Origin of the sequence: Streptomyces sioyaensis, from assembly GCF_004122735.1 — a bacterium.
In the GTDB taxonomy this organism is placed as follows: Bacteria; Actinomycetota; Actinomycetes; order Streptomycetales; family Streptomycetaceae; genus Streptomyces; species Streptomyces sioyaensis.
Map to the genome: position 1 here is coordinate 1 of NZ_SDIF01000139.1, position 15,477 is coordinate 15,477.

Here is a 15,477-nt window from a genome sequence, read left to right on the forward strand (position 1 = left end):
CTCCACCGCCCCCCTTCCCCCGGGCCACCCATATCCCGCCGAGAGGTGCGGCGACCGCTGATGGCAAGATGCCGGAATGGCGACATATTCCGGGGCACCTTCGGACCATGGCCCCACAGTTCCCCCACCGTGGCCGGACGGAGAATCGCTGCACGGTGAACTTCGTGCGGCGAAGGCATTGGTGTACGACCCGTGCGGATTCGTCTGCTCGCGACCGGTGCCCGAAGCCGAGAGTGCCGAGTATGCGGCGCATGAATTCACTCTCGACGGCTCGTCCGTCAGGTTTCGGGTGGGCAAAACGACTCCGACGAAGGTCGGGCAGTTCGTCACGGTGTGGAAGCGGCGCCCCGGCGGGCCGATTGAGCCCTTCGATTCCGCGGACCCGGTGGATCTCTTCGTCATCAGCACCCGCGACGGCGAGCGGTTCGGACACTTCGTCTTTCCGCGGGAGGTGCTCTGCCAACGGGGCATCGTTTCCCGGAACGGCTCCGGCGGAAAGCGGGCCTTCCGCATCTATCCGCCGTGGGTGGAGACCACCAGCCGCCAGGCCCGAAGTACGCAGGCGTGGCAGGTGAAGTACTTTCTGCCGATTCCCGAGGACGGTCCCGTCGACGCGGTCCGTGCACGGGCGCTCCATCACCCGTGAGCGACGTGCCCGTCGGGCAGGCCGCAGGCGGTCCCTGCCGGCCCGCCTTCGCGTATCAGGTGTGCTGAGCACGGCCTCGCCCGCGGTCGCCCTCCGTTAAGGGGACCGTGGACTGCCCGCGCCGGTCGGCGGCCGCATCCGGGCCGGCCGTACCCTGGTGGGGTGAGCACCACCCCCGAACACGAGCCGGACGCCCAGTCCGAGGAGGCCGCCGGCGCCGAACAGGCCGCCGAGCCGGCCCCCGCCGCGCGCCCGGCCCGCAAGCCCGCGGCGCGGCTGATCTTCGACGATCCGCTGAACCAGCAGTCCTCGGACGACACCGACCGCGGCTGGGGCGAGCGCCCCAGTGGCGGGGACAGCGCCGCCGACCTCGCCCGCTTCCTCGACGAAAAGCCGCCCCACCACCTCTGAGCGAGGCGACGGGGCGGCCTCGGCCGGCCGTTCGGCGCCTGCTACTCGTGCGTCTTCTGGATGCCGATGGTGCCCGACGGCACGGGCATCGTGCCGCCGCGCTGCGCGATCAGTGCATCGCGGATCTCCGTCAGCAGTTCGATCTCGGTCGGGCCCAGCGGGGCCTCCTCCGCAGGCTTCCGGGCCGCCTGGCGCTCCTTCCACTTGTTTATCGGAAGGATCATGAGGAAGTAGACGACCGCGGCCGTGATCAAGAACGTCAGGGCGGCGCTGAGCACGGAGCCCCAGAGGATGTAGATGCCGTCGGTGAAGGCGCCCGTCTTGGGATCCGTGGCGCAGGTCGCGGTCAGGCAGGACTGGTAATGATCGAGGTTCTGTGAGCCGAGCGCACCCACGAGGGGGTTGATGATCCCCTTCACCACCGCGTTGACGATGTTCGTGAATGCCGCACCGACGACGACCGCAACCGCGAGTTCGATGACGTTGCCGCGCATCAGGAATTCCTTGAATCCCTGCAGGACGCCCTTGCTCTCGCTCACCTGACAGCCTCATTCCTTGCTCACTACACACGGTGCACCGACGTTCAGCACCGCAACTTACGTCAGAGCAGGGCGGAGGTGTCCAGTCCTGCCGTGCCGACCGGCGACCGGCCGCAGCGTGGGTGCGGGCCGGGCGGAGGGGGCCGCTCCTGCGGTCCGGGTGGGCAGCGACCGCGGTACACGTGCCCTGGGCGGGCCGCCACGGGCGCGCGGCGGCCGCTCTGCCACTCGCAGCAGTGTCACGTGACCCGGCGGCCGAAGCCACTCGATCTTGGCGCATGGTCACCGCCCGCCACCGGCCGCCGGCGAGGGGCAGCCGGTGGCGGGAGCGGCTCGTACGGCGCCGTACGAGCCGCCGCCGGCCAGCACTGCGGCGGCCGTCGCCAGTCCGGCGGCCAGCAGACGCCGCCGTGTGGTCCGGCCCAGCCGGGGCCGGCCGCCGCCGGCCCGCACCGGCGGGAAGTGCGGCACCTCACACGGCGGGGGAGCGGGGAGCGGAGGGGAGAGAAGGTCGGAGTCGGTCAGCGGAGAGGGAGCGGACGGGGTACGGGGCATCTGGTCACCGCCTGTGGTGAGGGGTTCGGAGAACCTGCGATCACCACCGTGCCGGAGTCCGCGCCGGCCCGCTCCAGGCTGTGTACGGCCCCGCCGCTGTGGACAACTCGGCCACCCCGAAGGGTGAGGCCGCGCGGCGTTACGGCAGTTCGATGCCCAGGTCCCAGCCCGCGTGGGCGTCGGTGCACAGGCAGTTGCGGGCGGCGTTGCCGGGGAGCGCGGCGACCGCGTCGAAGAGGACGTCGCGCAGCCGGTCGACGTTCTGCGCGAAGACCCGGAAGACCTCTTCGTGGGAGACGCCATGGCCGGTCTCGGTACCCGCGTCCAGGTCCGTGACCAGCGTCAACGACGTGTAGCACAGGCTCAGTTCACGGGCCAGGACGGCCTCGGGGTGCCCGGTCATGCCCACCACCGACCAGCCCTGCGCGGCGTGCCAGCGCGATTCGGCGCGGGTCGAGAAGCGGGGGCCCTCGATGACGACGAGGGTGCCGCCGTCCACCGGCTCCCAGTCCCGGCCGCGGGCCGCCGCGAGGGCGGCCTCCCGCCCGGTGGGGCAGTACGGGTCGGCGAAGGTCAGATGGACGACGTTGGGGGTGCTGCCGTCCGGCAGGGTCTCCCCGTCGAAGTAGGTCTGGGTCCGGGCCTTGGTGCGGTCCACGAGCTGGTCGGGGACGAGCAGGGTGCCGGGGCCGTACTCGGGGCGCAGCCCGCCGACCGCGCACGGGCCGAGGACCTGGCGCACGCCGAGCGAGCGCAGCGCCCACATGTTGGCGCGGTAGTTGATGCGGTGCGGCGGGAGATGGTGACCGCGGCCGTGCCGGGGCAGGAAGGCGACCTTGCGGCCGGCGATCTTCCCCAGGAAGAGCGAGTCGCTGGGGGGCCCGTATGGGGTGTCCACCGTGACCTCGGTCACGTCGTCGAGGAAGGAGTAGAACCCCGAGCCGCCGATTACACCAATCTCCGCGTCAGCCATGCCGGTCACACTATCGGGGCGGGCCGGCGTGGGGCAGACGAGTGACCCGCACGAAAGCATTCCGTAAGGAAACGTCTGGAAGCGCCGCGTAAGGACGCGGACGGCGACCCGTAAGGACGCGGAGGGAAGCAGGCCCCAATACAGCGGGCCCCGCCGTCGGTGACGGCGGGGCCCGGAACGCTGTGGGTCAGGCTGCGGAGCTGGAGCCCGAGCCGCTGCCGGAGGACGAGGCGGCGGCCGGAGCGGCGGCCTTGGTCTCGGAGCTGCCGGACGAGGAGCTCGACGAGTCCGAGGAGGACGCGGTGCCGGACGAGGCGGAGGTCTTCGCGGGGCTGCTGCTGGACGACGAGCCGCGGCTGTCGTTGCGGTAGAAGCCGGAGCCCTTGAAGACGATGCCGACCGCGGAGAACACCTTCTTGAGGCGTCCGTTGCAGCTGGGGCACTCCGTGAGCGCGTCGTCGCTGAACTTCTGCACCGCCTCGAGGCCCTCGCCGCACTCGGTGCACTGGTACTGGTAGGTCGGCACTTGTCTTCCTCCTGGCACTCTCACTCGATGAGTGCTAACGACGCTCCATCTTGCAGTATTCCTGGCCATCAGTCCACCGTGACCGGCGCAACGGTGACCGACTCCACGTCCGTTCAGGCGCGCGCCAGCTCCCGCTCCCGGTCCTTGGCACCGGCGCCTGCCCGGTCCGGGACGCGCTGAGCGGCGGCGTCGGCACCCGCGGCCGAGCCGCGCGGCAGCAGGTGGGCGCGGAGCGCCAGCAGCACGGCGCAGGCGAGCGCCGTACCGGCCAGCGGCACCAGGAATCCGCTGCTCGGCCCGAATCCGTCCGCGAGCTGACCGGCCGAGGTGGCCGCGGCCGCCTGGCCGAGCGCGACCGCACCGGTCAGCCAGGTGAAGGCCTCGGTCCGGGCGGCGGCCGGCACCAGCGTCTCCACGAGGGTGTAGCCGGTGATCAGGGCCGGGGCGATGCACAGGCCCACGACCAGGCCGACGGCGCCCAGCAGCGGCACCGAGGTCACCGCCCACAGCGGGGTGGTGGCCAGCGCGAGCAGCCCGTAGGCGACCAGCAGCCGGCGCCGCGGCCCGACCTTCCAGGCGATCGCGCCGCAGGCGATCCCGGCGAGCATGTTGCCGCCCGCGAAGATCCCGTAGAGCACGCCGTTGATGCCGGGCTGCCCGATGTGCTGGGTGAACGCCGTCAGCGAGACCTGCATCCCGCCGAAGACGGCGCCGATGCCGAGGAACGCCACGATCAGGACGCGTACGCCGGGTACCGACAGCGCCGAGACGCGCGGCCGGTCGCCGGACCCGGCCCGGTGCACCGCCGGCTGGCTGCGCTTCTGCGCGGCGAACAGCAGCCCGCCGGCCAGGGTCAGTACGGCCTCGGCGATCAGTCCGGCCGCCGGGTGGATGCCGGTGCACAGCGCGGTGGCCAGTACCGGGCCGACCACGAAGGTGAACTCGTCGGTCACCGACTCGAAGGCGGCGGCCGTCGGCATCAGCGGGCTGCCGCCGAGCCGGGCCGCCCAGCGGGCCCGCACCATCGGGCCGACCTGCGGCGTCGAGGCGCCCGTGGGGACGGCCACCGCGAGCAGCGCCCACAGGGGGGCGTGCGCCAGGGCGAGGGTGATCAGGGCCGCGACGCCGGTGGCGTGCACCAGTACACCGGGGAGCAGCACCGCGCGCTGGCCGAAGCGGTCGGCGAGCCGGCCGCTCTGCGGGGCGAACAGCGCCATCGAGACGCCGGTGGTGGCGGACACCGCGCCCGCGGTGCCGTACGAGCCGGTGGTGGACTGGACGAGCAGCACGATGCCGATCGTCAGCATGGCGAAGGGCTGCCGGGCCAGGAAGCCGGGCAGCAGGAATGTCCATGCACCAGGGGTGCGGAGCAGTGATCCGTAACCGGAACGGGAGTCCTTGACCGCGGATGCCACGGCCGGGCCTTTCTGCCGCCTGGTAGCGCGCCACCCGCGAGGTCGTCACGGATGCGCGCCGAGAGCTGTCCTCTCGCGCAGGACCGAGTGATACCGCGTGGTCCGCACCGGAGAGGTGGCTGCGTGTGGCAGAGGACCGCGGCCGCCGAGCGGTCGCGCCAGCTCTGCATCAGGCAGAGTTGGTTCGTCGATGTGCCTCTTCATACTACAGGCCGCAGCGCGGGAAGCCCTGGGATCGGGCAGGGCTTCCCGGGAATTTCCTTAGGATCCGTGGAGATGTGCAGCACATTTCCGGGTCCGCGGTCCCTCAGTGCGAGCCGTGCCGCCGCCCCAGGGAACCGGGGATGCCCAGCCAGCCGGCCAGCTTGCCGCCCTGGGAGACCGCCTGCAGCCGCCGCTCGGCCGCGTCGCGCACCGGGTCGGTGGCCACCACCAGCAGCTCGTCGCCGCGGTGGAGCACCGTCGTGGGCGCGGGGACGAAGCTGGTGCCGTCCCGGACGACGAGGGTGACCGCGGCGCCCGCGGGCATCCGCAGCTCGCCGACCTCGACGCCGTGCATCCGGGACGTCGGGCCGATGGTGGTCGACAGCAGATGGCCGCGCAGCCGCTCCAGCGGCGCCGATTCGATGCCCAGGTCGGCGGCCTCCTCGCCGTCGCCCAGCCGCAGCCGTCTGGCGAGCCAGGGCAGCGTCGGCCCCTGGACGAAGGTGTAGATGACGACCAGCACGAAGACGATGTTGAAGACCCGCTCGCTGCCGGGCACATGGGTCACCATCGGAATGGTCGCCAGCACGATCGGGACCGCACCGCGCAGCCCGGCCCAGGACAGCAGGGTCTTCTCCTGCCACGGCATCCGCCACGGCAGCAGCGCCACAAATACGGACATCGGCCGGGCCACGATCGTCAGGATCAGGCCGATCAGCAGCGCGGGCACGATGTCGTCGAGCAGGTTGTGCGGGGTCACCAGCAGGCCCAGCAGGACGAACATGCCGATCTGGCCGATCCAGCCGAGGCCTTCGGCGAAACCGCGGGTGGCCGGGGCGTGCGGCAGCTTGGCGTTGCCGAGGATCACCGCGGCCAGATAGACGGCGAGGAAGCCGGAGCCGTGCGCCAGCGCACCGGCCGCGTAGGCGGAGACCGCGATGGCCATGACGGCGATCGGGTACAGACCGGAGGCGGGCAGCGCCACGTGCCGCATGCCGTAGGCGCCGAGCCAGCCTATGGCCAGGCCGATGGCGGCGCCGATCGCCAGCTCCAGGGCGATCGTGCCGAGCAGGACGTACCAGGGGCCGACCGGTCCCGCGGCGGCGAAGGCGACGACGAGGATGACGACGGGGGCGTCGTTGAAGCCGGATTCGGCCTCCAGGATGCCTGTCAGCCGGGACGGCAGCGGCACGTTGCGCAGGACGGAGAAGACGGCCGCGGCGTCGGTGGAGGAGACCACGGCGCCGATCAGCAGTGCCTGGCGCCAGTCGAGCCCGGCCAGGTAGTGCGCGCCGGCCGCGGTGACCCCCACGCTCACCGCGACGCCGACCGTCGACAGTGCCACCGCCCGTGGCAGTGCCGGTTTGATCTCTTTCCATTTGGTGCCCAGGCCGCCCTCGGCGAGGATCACGACCAGCGCGGCGTAGCCGAGGAGTTGGGTCAGGCCGGCGTTGTCGAAGACGACGCCGCCGGGGCCGTCCTGCCCTATGGCGATGCCTATCCCCAGGTAGATGAGCAGGCTGGGGAGCCCGCTGCGCGAGGAGACCCGTACCGCGGCCACCGCGATGAGCAGTACGAGAGAGCAGATCAGCAGGAGTTCGTTGAGGTGGTCGACAGTCAGGAGCTGATCCTTCCTCGCACAGGTGCCGGGGCGCTTTTCCTTAACGTATCTAGTTACTGAGGCTAACAATTTACCATTACTTGAAGGTTGGATGTGCTGGCGGTGACTCCGCGTAGGGGTCGCCCAACCCGTGCGCCTATGGTTGCTCCAGCACTCCCACCCTGCCCCTCGAAGGACAGAGATGCCCGCCAACAAGTCCGGCCCAGTCCCCAGGAAGAAGAAGGGGCGGCGCGGCCGCCTCGTCGCGATCACGGTCGTGCTGCTGCTCGTGGCGGGCATCGGCTTCGGCGCGTTCTGGGGTGTCAGCACCGTCCGTGCCTCGTTCCCGCAGACCACCGGCTCGCTCAAAGTCCCGGGTCTGACCAACCCGGTGGACGTCACCCGCGACGCCAACGGCATCCCGCAGATCTACGCGGACACCGACGAAGACCTCTTCCGCGCCCAGGGATACGTCCAGGCGCAGGACCGCTTCTGGGAGATGGACGTCCGGCGCCACATGACCGCCGGCCGGCTCTCGGAAATGTTCGGCAAGAGCCAGGTCAAGACCGACTCCTTCCTGCGCACCCTGGGCTGGCACCGGGTGGCGCAGAAGGAGTACGACACCAAGCTGTCGCCCGCCACCAAGAAGTACCTCCAGTCCTACTCCGCGGGCGTCAACGCCTACCTCAAGGACCACGAGGGCTCCGCGCTGTCCCTGGAGTACGCGGCGCTGGACTTCCAGAACGACTACAAGCCCGAGAAGTGGACGCCGGTCGACTCGGTGGCCTGGCTCAAGGCGATGGCCTGGGACCTGCGCGGCAACATGCAGGAAGAGATCGACCGGTCCCTGATGACCAGCCGCTTCAGCCCGGCGCAGATCAATCAGCTGTACCCGGCGTACCCGTACAAGCGGAACAAGCCGATCGTCGAAGGCGGTTCGGTCGATCCCGCCACCAAGCAGTTCAAGCCCGGCGCGGCGGCCAACGCCGCCCCCGCGGGCGCCGCGGGGGCCCTGGCCGGCTACCAGTCGCAGCTGTCCTCGCTGTCCAAGACGCTCGACAAGGTGCCCGCGCTGCTCGGCCCCAACGGCAACGGCATCGGCTCCAACTCCTGGGTCGTCTCCGGTGCCCACACCACCACCGGCAAGCCGCTGCTCGCCAACGACCCGCACCTGGCACCGCAGATGCCCTCCCTCTGGTACCAGATGGGCCTGCACTGCCGCACCACGAGTCCCAAGTGCAACTACGATGTCTCCGGCTTCACCTTCTCCGGTATGCCGGGCGTCGTCATCGGCCACAACCAGGACGTCTCCTGGGGCATGACCAACCTCGGCGCGGACGTCACCGATCTGTACCTGGAGAAGGTCAACGCCGACGGCTACCTCTACGACAACCGGCAGCAGCCCTTCGTGACCCGCAAGGAGACCATCAAGGTCGCCGGCGGTGCGAGCCGCGAGATCACCGTGCGCTCCACCAAGAACAACGGGCCGATCGTCTCCGACCGCGACAGCGAGCTGGCCGGTGTCGGCAAGGACGCCCCGGTGGGCAACGCCGCACCGGACCGCGGCGACGGCTATGCCGTCTCCCTGCGCTGGACCGCGCTGAACCCCGGCAAGTCCATGGACGCCGTCTTCGAACTCAACCGCGCCAAGAACTGGACCGACTTCCGCAAGGCCGCCGGGCACTTCGAGGTCCCGTCCCAGAACCTGATCTACGCCGACACCAAGGGCAACATCGGCTACCAGGCCCCGGGGCAGATCCCGGTCCGCGGCAAGGGTGACGGCGGTTTCGACGGCACCTACCCGGCGCCCGGCTGGGACCCGAAGTACCAGTGGACCGGCTACATCCCGCAGAAGTCCCTGCCGTACGAGTACAACCCCAAGCGCGGCTACATCGTCACCGCCAACCAGGCCGTCACCGACGAGAAGTACCCCTACCTCCTCACCAAGGACTGGGGCTACGGCTCCCGCAGCCAGCGGATCAACGACCTGATCCAGTCGAAGATCAAGGACGGCGGCAAGGTCTCCACCGACGACATGCAGGCCTTCCAGAAGGACAACAGCAGCGAGATCGCCCGGCTGCTGACGCCCTACCTGACGAAGATCGACATCAAGGACAAGTACGTCCGCGACGCCCAGCAGCTGCTGGAGGGCTGGGACTTCACCCAGGAGCCCGACTCCGCCGCGGCCGCCTACTTCAACGCCGTCTGGCGCAACACCCTCAAGCTCGCCTTCGGCAACAAGATGCCCAAGGAGCTGCGCCCCGAAGGGCAGTGCCTGACCGTCCGCCCGGCCGACGAGACCGGCCCCGCCGACGAGAACGACAAGTACGTCCGCGAATGCGGCGAGCGGGCCGGCGACACCGCCCAGCCCGACGGCGGCGACCGCTGGTACGAGGTCGTCCGGGGCATCCTCGACGACCCCAACAACGCCTGGTGGAAGACCGAGGACCGGCCCGGCCGCCCCGGTGACAAGAACCGCGACCAGCTCCTCGCGCACGCCATGGCGGACGCGCGCTACGAGCTGACCTCCAAGCTGGGCAAGAACATCGACAACTGGAGCTGGGGCCGGCTCCACCAGATGTTCCTGAAGAACCAGACCCTGGGCACCGACGGCCCCGGCATGCTGCAGGGCCTGTTCAACCGCGGTCCCTGGAACGTCGGCGGCGGCGAGGCCGCGGTCGACGCCACCGGCTGGAACGCCGCCGGCGGCTACCAGGTCACCTGGGTCCCGTCGATGCGGATGGTGGTCAACCTCGCCGACCTCGACAAGTCCCGCTGGATCAACCTCACCGGCGCCTCCGGGCACGCCTACGACGCCCACTACTACGACCAGACCGACAAGTGGGCCAAGGGCGAACTGCTGCCCTGGGCGTACAGCGAGGACGCCGTCAAGAAGGCGGGCAAGGACACGCTGACGCTGTCGCCGTAGGGGCGGGCGGCGCGCGCCGCCGCTGATCTCCGCACCGTAGGGGCGGGCCGGAACTCCGGTCCGCCCCTACGGCTTGCGGGCCCCCGGGACCGCTTCAGTCCTCCGTACGGGCCCCCGGCGCCGCGAACCGGTGCACCCCCGACGGGGTCACCGCGGCGTGTACATGCCGGTCGTGTGGCTCGGCCGGCACCTCGGCCAGCACCTCCGCGTCGTAGAGCAGCACCACCAGCGACGCCCGCGCACCGGCCCGCTCCAGCCGCGCCAGCACCCGGTCGTAGGAGCCGCCGCCGCGCCCCAGCCGCAGCCCCGTGCGGTCCACCGCGAGCCCCGGCAGCAGCACCACGTCCGCCTCGGTGACGGCCTCGGGGCCCAGCCGCGGCCCGGCCGGCTCCAGCAGCCCGCGGCCCGCCCGGACGAGCCGCTCGGCGCCCTCGTAGTCCGCCCAGTCCAGATCGTTGTCCGCCAGCAGGACCGGCAGCAGCACCCGCACCCCGGCCGCCCGCAACCGGTCCAGCAGAGCGCGGGTGGAGGGCTCGCCGCCGATGGAGACGTACGCGGCGACGGTGCGCGGGGAGCCGGTGGGGGCCAACTCGGCCAGCTCCAGTGTGTGCCGGGCCAGCCCCTCGCCCGTCGACGCAAGGACATCCGGCGGCAATGCACTCCTCACCTCCAGGAGGTCCCGCCGCAACCTGCGCTTTCTACCGTGATCGACGCTCACTGTGTGCCCTTGCTCCCGCTCTTGTGGCTTTTCGCCGGACCCTCATCATCATTCCGATAGGGCCGGTTATGGTGTCGCGCATGACCCCATCGCACACGCGGATCAGCAAGGCTGTCATCCCCGCAGCCGGCCTCGGCACCCGGTTTCTCCCCGCCACGAAGGCCACGCCCAAGGAGATGCTCCCGGTCGTCGACAAGCCCGCCATCCAGTACGTGGTGGAGGAGGCGGCCGCCGCCGGACTCTCCGACGTCCTGATGGTGACCGGCCGCAACAAGCGCCCCCTCGAAGACCACTTCGACCGCAACTACGAGCTCGAAGAGGCCCTGCACCGCAAGGGCGACGAGTCCCGCCTCGCCAAGGTGCAGGAGTCCAGCGACCTGGCGACCATGCACTACGTACGCCAGGGCGACCCCAGGGGCCTGGGCCACGCGGTGCTGTGCGCCGCGCCACACGTCGGCGACCAGCCCTTCGCCGTCCTCCTCGGCGACGACCTCATCGACCCCCGCGACCCGCTGCTGGCGCGCATGGTCGAGATACAGGCGCAGTACGGAGGCTCGGTCATCGCCCTCATGGAGGTCGACCCGGCCCAGATCCACCTCTACGGCTGCGCGGCCGCCACCCCCACCGGCGACGACGACGTGGTGAGCGTCTCCGACCTGGTCGAGAAGCCCGATCCGGCCGAGGCCCCCAGCAACCTCGCCATCATCGGCCGTTACGTCCTCGACCCGGCCGTCTTCGAGGTGCTGCGCAAGACCGCCCCGGGCCGCGGTGGTGAGATCCAGCTCACCGACGCCCTCCAGGCGCTGGCCGCCGACCCCGCCCTCGGCGGCCCGGTGCACGGCGTGGTCTTCAAGGGCCGCCGCTATGACACCGGTGACCGCGGCGACTATCTGCGTGCCATTGTCCGACTCGCATGCGAACGTGAAGACCTCGGCCCGGACTTCCGGTCCTGGCTTCGCAGTTACGTGACCGAGGAGATGTAAAACGTTGAACGGCAGCACCGACCAGACCCGCCACCAGGACCGCGTCTGGTCGGTGGCCGAGCATCTCGACGACGTCCTGTCGAAGATCGCCCCGCTCGACCCGATCGAGCTGCAACTCCTCGACGCCCAGGGCTGCGTCCTGGTCGAGGACATCACGGTCCCGGTCGCCCTGCCGCCGTTCGACAACAGCTCCATGGACGGCTATGCCGTCCGCGCCGCCGACACCACGGCCGCCACCCAGGACGCACCGGTCTCCCTCACCGTCATCGGGGACATCGCGGCCGGCCCCGGCGAGCTGCCGGCCGTCGGCCCGGGCCAGGCCGCCCGCATCATGACCGGCGCCCCGGTGCCGCCCGGCGCCGATGCCGTCGTCCCCGTCGAGTGGACCGACGGCGGAGCGGGCGAGGGCCCGGCCGCCGCGATGCGCGCCCACAGCGCCGCCCCGCAGGACGCCGGCGGCGAGGTCCGCGTCCACCGCCCGGCTGCCGCCGGCGCCCATATCCGCACCCGCGGCAGCGATGTCACCGAAGGCGAGCCGGCCCTGGCGGCGGGCACGGTCCTGGGCCCCTCCCAGATCGGCCTGCTCGCCGCCCTCGGCCGCGGCACGGTCCGGGTACGGCCCCGCCCCCGCGTCGTGGTGCTGTCGACCGGCAGCGAACTCGTCCAGCCCGGCGAGGCGTTGGGCCCCGGCCAGATCCATGACTCCAACAGCTTCCAGCTCACCGCCGCCGCCCGCGCCGCCGGCGCCCTCGCCTACCGCGTCGGCGCCGTCGCCGACGACGCCGAGACCCTCCGCTCCACTCTTGAGGACCAGCTCATCCGGGCCGACCTCCTCGTCACCAGCGGCGGCGTCAGCGTCGGCGCCTACGACGTGGTCAAGGAGACCCTGACCGCCCTGTCCGCGGAGGAGGGGACGGTCGAGTTCCGCAAACTTGCGATGCAGCCCGGCAAGCCTCAGGGCTTCGGCCTCATCGGCCCGGACCGCATCCCGCTCCTGGCCCTGCCCGGCAATCCGGTCAGCTCCTACGTCTCCTTCGAGCTGTTCGTACGCCCCGCCCTCCGCACCCTCATGGGCCTGCCCGACGTCCACCGCCCCACCCTCCGCGCCCGGATCACCGACGCCATCGCCTCCTCGCCCCAGGGACGCCGCCAGTTCCTGCGCGGCTCCCACGACGCCGACGCCGGCACGGTCACCCCCGTCGGCGGCGCCGGCTCCCACCTGATCAAGGCCATGGCGCACGCCAATGCGCTGATCGTCGTCCCCGAGGAGGCCACCGAGGTCACCGCGGACAGCGAGGTGGACGTCGTCCTGCTCGGCTGAGCCGCTTCCGCCAGGGGTACGGTGTCGTCCCACAGGCGGCAGTTTTGACCGGGAGAACGATGAGCAGCGGCCAGCACCACCTCACCCATCTCGACGCGGCGGGCGCGGCGCGGATGGTGGACGTCTCCGCCAAGGACGTCACCGCCCGCACCGCCCGAGCCCGTGGCCGGGTCCTGGTATCGCCGCAGGTCATCGAGCTGCTGCGGGGCGAGGGCATGCCCAAGGGCGATGCCCTGGCCACCGCCCGGATCGCCGGCATCATGGGCGCCAAGCGCACCCCCGACCTGATCCCGCTCTGCCACCCGCTGGCCGTCTCCGGCGTGAAACTCGACCTCTCCGTCGCCGACGACGCCGTCGAGATCACCGCCACCGTCAAGACCACCGACCGCACCGGCGTCGAAATGGAGGCGCTGACCGCGGTCTCCGTCGCCGCCCTCACCGTCGTCGACATGGTCAAGGCCGTCGACAAGGCCGCCGTCATCTCCGACATCCGCGTCGAGGAGAAGACCGGCGGCAAGTCCGGTGACTGGAGCCGGTCATGACGCCGGCCCGCGCCCTGGTCGTCACCGCCTCCAACCGCGCCGCGGCCGGCGTCTACGCCGACAAGGGCGGCCCGCTGCTCGCCGAGGGCCTGACCGCCATGGGCTTCGAGGTCGAGGGCCCGCAGGTGGTCCCCGACGGCGACCCGGTGGAAGCCGCCCTGCGGACCGCCGTCGCCTCGGCCCGTTACGCCGTCATCCTCACCACCGGCGGTACGGGCCTGTCGCCCACCGACCGCACCCCCGAGGCCACCCGCCGCGTCCTGGACCACGAGGTGCCCGGCATTCCCGAGGCGATCCGCGCGGCCGGCCGGGCGAAGGTCCCCACCGCCGCCCTCTCCCGCGGGCTCGCGGGCGTCGCCGGGACGACCCTGATCGTCAATCTGCCCGGCTCCACCGGCGGCGTCCGCGACGGCCTCGCCGTCCTCGCGGAGCTGCTGCCGCATGCCGTCGACCAGATCCGCGGCGGCGACCACCCCAGACCGTCCGGGAGCCCGAGCTGAACGCGTCCTGGCCCGTGGTCCTCACGGAGGGAGAGGTCACCCTCCGCCCGATAAAGATGCGCGACCAAGGGGCCTGGCGCGAGGTCAACCGCCGCAACCGCGACTGGCTGCGCCCCTGGGAAGCGACCATCCCGCCGCCTCCGCCCGGCCTCGTCCCGCCGCACCGCCCCACCTACCGCCAGATGGTCCGCCATCTCCGCGCCGAGGCGCACGCCGGCCGGATGCTGCCGTTCGTCGTCGAGTACCGCGGGCAGCTCGCCGGACAACTCACGGTCGCCGGAATCACCTGGGGCTCCATGTGCTCCGGCCATATCGGCTACTGGGTCGACAAGGGAGTCGCCGGCCGTGGCGTCATGCCGACCGCCGTGGCGCTCGCCGTCGACCACTGTTTCCGCGCCGTGGGACTGCACCGCATCGAGGTCTGCATTCGGCCCGAGAACACCCCCAGCCGGCGGGTGGTCGAAAAACTCGGATTTCGCGAAGAGGGCATCCGCCCGCGCTATCTGCACATCGACGGCGCCTGGCGCGACCACGCGGTATACGCCCTCACCGCGGAAGAGGTGCCCGAGGGTCTGGTCAACCGCTGGCGGCGGGAGAAGCCCGGTGCCCCCGGGATGCCTCACAAATAAAATAAATGTTCGAAAAAATTCCGCGGCCGAGCCGATAGGCGACGGCGCCGATCTCTACGATCACAAAAAAGTTCGAGATATCAGCCAGATCGTGCGACACACCGGCTCAATTGGCGGATGGCCCCCTGCAAACCCCTCTACCGTGTGAGTCGTGAGAAGCAGCGGCCTCATCTACGCAGTCATCGTCGGGGCCTGGGCTGCCTATTTGGTGCCGATGTGGCTCCGTAGGCAGGACGAGCTCAACGAGGCCCGCCCGACCGAGCGCTTCAGCACCGCCATCCGGCTGCTGTCCGGGCGCGCGGCCATGCAGCGCCGCTACGACAAAGAGCGTGGGGAGTACCCCGCCGACGATGCGGGCGACGAACTGGACCCGGACGCTCCGGCCGACGAGGCCGCCGCCCGGTCCTTCGGCGACCCCGCCGCGGCGGACGCGCCCGAGGCCCCCCGCAGCCGCGTGCAGACGGCCCCGCCGCGCCCCTCCGCCGCCGAGCGGACCAAGCGCGCCAAGGTCCTCGCCCGCCGCCGGCGCACCACCACCATCCTCTTCCTCGCCTTCACCGTCGGCGCCGTCGTCGCCGCGGTCGGCGGCACGCCCTTCCTCTGGGCCCCCGCCCTCCCCGCCCTGCTCCTGACCGCCTACATCGTCTATCTGCGCGCCCAGGAACGCCGCCGCTTCACCTTCACCATGGACCAGCGCAAGGCGGAGGCGGCAGCGCAGCGGCTGCGGGAGGGCCGCCGACGCCCTCACCAGGCGGCCGACCAGCCGCCCGCCGACGACCACCCGGCCGACGCCCGCGCTGACGCCCCGGACGACACCCCGGAACCGCCCCGGCCCGCCACCCCCGTCCACACCGCCGGCCGCCGCGCCCTGGTGGAGGAGACCGACCACGCCGAGTGGGTCGACCAGCAGCGCGAGCGCGAGCGCCCGCGCCCCGCGGCCGGCAGCTGGGAGCCCGTCCCGGTCCCCCTCCCCACCTACGTCACCG

Annotated in this window: 16 protein-coding genes; 9 read left to right on the plus strand and 7 right to left on the minus strand. The window is 71.5% G+C overall.

Translation table 11 applies throughout. From position 1 onward, the window contains the following. The first annotated feature begins 181 nt into the window (after positions 1-181). Positions 182-646 (plus strand): MepB family protein, encoded by a 465-nt coding sequence (locus tag EST54_RS29695; protein WP_129250800.1) that lies wholly within the window; start codon positions 182-184, stop codon positions 644-646. Between the two features lie 162 nt (positions 647-808). Continuing rightward, entirely contained in the window at positions 809-1,057 is a 249-nt protein-coding gene (locus tag EST54_RS29700; protein ID WP_129250801.1) for a hypothetical protein, read from the plus strand. Positions 1,058-1,098: 41 nt separating this feature from the next. Here EST54_RS29700 and mscL read toward each other — a convergent pair whose 3' ends face one another. The 6 genes from mscL to EST54_RS29730 form a co-directional block, all read right to left on the minus strand. Beyond that, a complete protein-coding gene (mscL, locus tag EST54_RS29705; protein WP_129250802.1) occupies positions 1,099-1,596 on the minus strand; it encodes a large conductance mechanosensitive channel protein MscL in 498 nt (165 codons plus the stop codon). Between the two features lie 282 nt (positions 1,597-1,878). Continuing rightward, on the minus strand, positions 1,879-2,151 hold the full coding sequence (locus EST54_RS34495; protein WP_129250803.1) for a hypothetical protein: 273 nt from the start codon (positions 2,149-2,151) through the stop codon (positions 1,879-1,881). 139 nt (positions 2,152-2,290) lie between these two features. Next, entirely contained in the window at positions 2,291-3,124 is an 834-nt protein-coding gene (locus EST54_RS29715; protein ID WP_129250804.1) for an S-methyl-5'-thioadenosine phosphorylase, read from the minus strand. Between the two features lie 187 nt (positions 3,125-3,311). Further along, a complete protein-coding gene (locus EST54_RS29720; protein ID WP_129250805.1) occupies positions 3,312-3,650 on the minus strand; it encodes an FmdB family zinc ribbon protein in 339 nt (112 codons plus the stop codon). Positions 3,651-3,763: 113 nt separating this feature from the next. Next, positions 3,764-5,065 carry an MFS transporter gene (locus tag EST54_RS29725; RefSeq protein WP_129250806.1) on the minus strand — a complete coding sequence of 434 codons (1,302 nt, stop codon included), beginning with the start codon at positions 5,063-5,065 and terminating at the stop codon, positions 3,764-3,766. Positions 5,066-5,372: 307 nt separating this feature from the next. After that, positions 5,373-6,890 (minus strand): potassium/proton antiporter, encoded by a 1,518-nt coding sequence (locus tag EST54_RS29730; protein ID WP_239013511.1) that lies wholly within the window; start codon positions 6,888-6,890, stop codon positions 5,373-5,375. Positions 6,891-7,071: 181 nt separating this feature from the next. Here EST54_RS29730 and EST54_RS29735 point away from each other — a divergent pair, with 181 nt between their 5' ends. Next, positions 7,072-9,798, plus strand: coding sequence for a penicillin acylase family protein (locus tag EST54_RS29735; protein WP_129250808.1), 2,727 nt, complete (start codon positions 7,072-7,074; stop codon positions 9,796-9,798). A gap of 94 nt (positions 9,799-9,892) precedes the next feature. Here EST54_RS29735 and EST54_RS29740 read toward each other — a convergent pair whose 3' ends face one another. Then, positions 9,893-10,486 (minus strand): 5-formyltetrahydrofolate cyclo-ligase, encoded by a 594-nt coding sequence (locus EST54_RS29740; RefSeq protein WP_129250809.1) that lies wholly within the window; start codon positions 10,484-10,486, stop codon positions 9,893-9,895. 110 nt (positions 10,487-10,596) lie between these two features. On the opposite strand from EST54_RS29740, the gene galU reads away from it, so the two are divergent. The 6 genes from galU to sepX all read left to right on the plus strand — a co-directional run. Further along, entirely contained in the window at positions 10,597-11,499 is a 903-nt protein-coding gene (gene galU, locus EST54_RS29745) for a UTP--glucose-1-phosphate uridylyltransferase GalU (RefSeq protein ID WP_006605075.1), read from the plus strand. A 4-nt stretch (positions 11,500-11,503) separates the two neighbouring features. Beyond that, positions 11,504-12,820, plus strand: coding sequence for a molybdotransferase-like divisome protein Glp (gene glp, locus EST54_RS29750; RefSeq protein ID WP_129250810.1), 1,317 nt, complete (start codon positions 11,504-11,506; stop codon positions 12,818-12,820). A gap of 59 nt (positions 12,821-12,879) precedes the next feature. After that, positions 12,880-13,362 carry a cyclic pyranopterin monophosphate synthase MoaC gene (gene moaC, locus EST54_RS29755; RefSeq protein WP_129250811.1) on the plus strand — a complete coding sequence of 161 codons (483 nt, stop codon included), beginning with the start codon at positions 12,880-12,882 and terminating at the stop codon, positions 13,360-13,362. Continuing rightward, positions 13,359-13,862 carry a MogA/MoaB family molybdenum cofactor biosynthesis protein gene (locus EST54_RS29760; RefSeq protein ID WP_129250812.1) on the plus strand — a complete coding sequence of 168 codons (504 nt, stop codon included), beginning with the start codon at positions 13,359-13,361 and terminating at the stop codon, positions 13,860-13,862. Before moaC ends, EST54_RS29760 begins: the two co-directional genes overlap by 4 nt. 14 nt (positions 13,863-13,876) lie before the next feature. Beyond that, entirely contained in the window at positions 13,877-14,491 is a 615-nt protein-coding gene (locus tag EST54_RS29765; protein ID WP_129250813.1) for a GNAT family N-acetyltransferase, read from the plus strand. Between the two features lie 151 nt (positions 14,492-14,642). Further along, on the plus strand, positions 14,643-15,477 hold an 835-nt coding region (gene sepX / locus EST54_RS29770; RefSeq protein WP_129250814.1), incomplete at its 3' end, for a divisome protein SepX/GlpR.

What these genes read in the sequence shown, in the direction of transcription:
- galU (WP_006605075.1), top strand. Translation starts at nt 10,597, where the DNA reads ATGACCCCATCGCACACGCGGATCAGCAAGGCTGTCATCCCCGCAGCC.
- EST54_RS29760 (WP_129250812.1), top strand. Translation starts at nt 13,359, where the DNA reads ATGACGCCGGCCCGCGCCCTGGTCGTCACCGCCTCCAACCGCGCCGCG.
- EST54_RS34495 (WP_129250803.1), bottom strand. Translation starts at nt 2,151, where the DNA reads ATGCCCCGTACCCCGTCCGCTCCCTCTCCGCTGACCGACTCCGACCTT.
- EST54_RS29715 (WP_129250804.1), bottom strand. Translation starts at nt 3,124, where the DNA reads ATGGCTGACGCGGAGATTGGTGTAATCGGCGGCTCGGGGTTCTACTCC.
- moaC (WP_129250811.1), top strand. Translation starts at nt 12,880, where the DNA reads ATGAGCAGCGGCCAGCACCACCTCACCCATCTCGACGCGGCGGGCGCG.
- EST54_RS29735 (WP_129250808.1), top strand. Translation starts at nt 7,072, where the DNA reads ATGCCCGCCAACAAGTCCGGCCCAGTCCCCAGGAAGAAGAAGGGGCGG.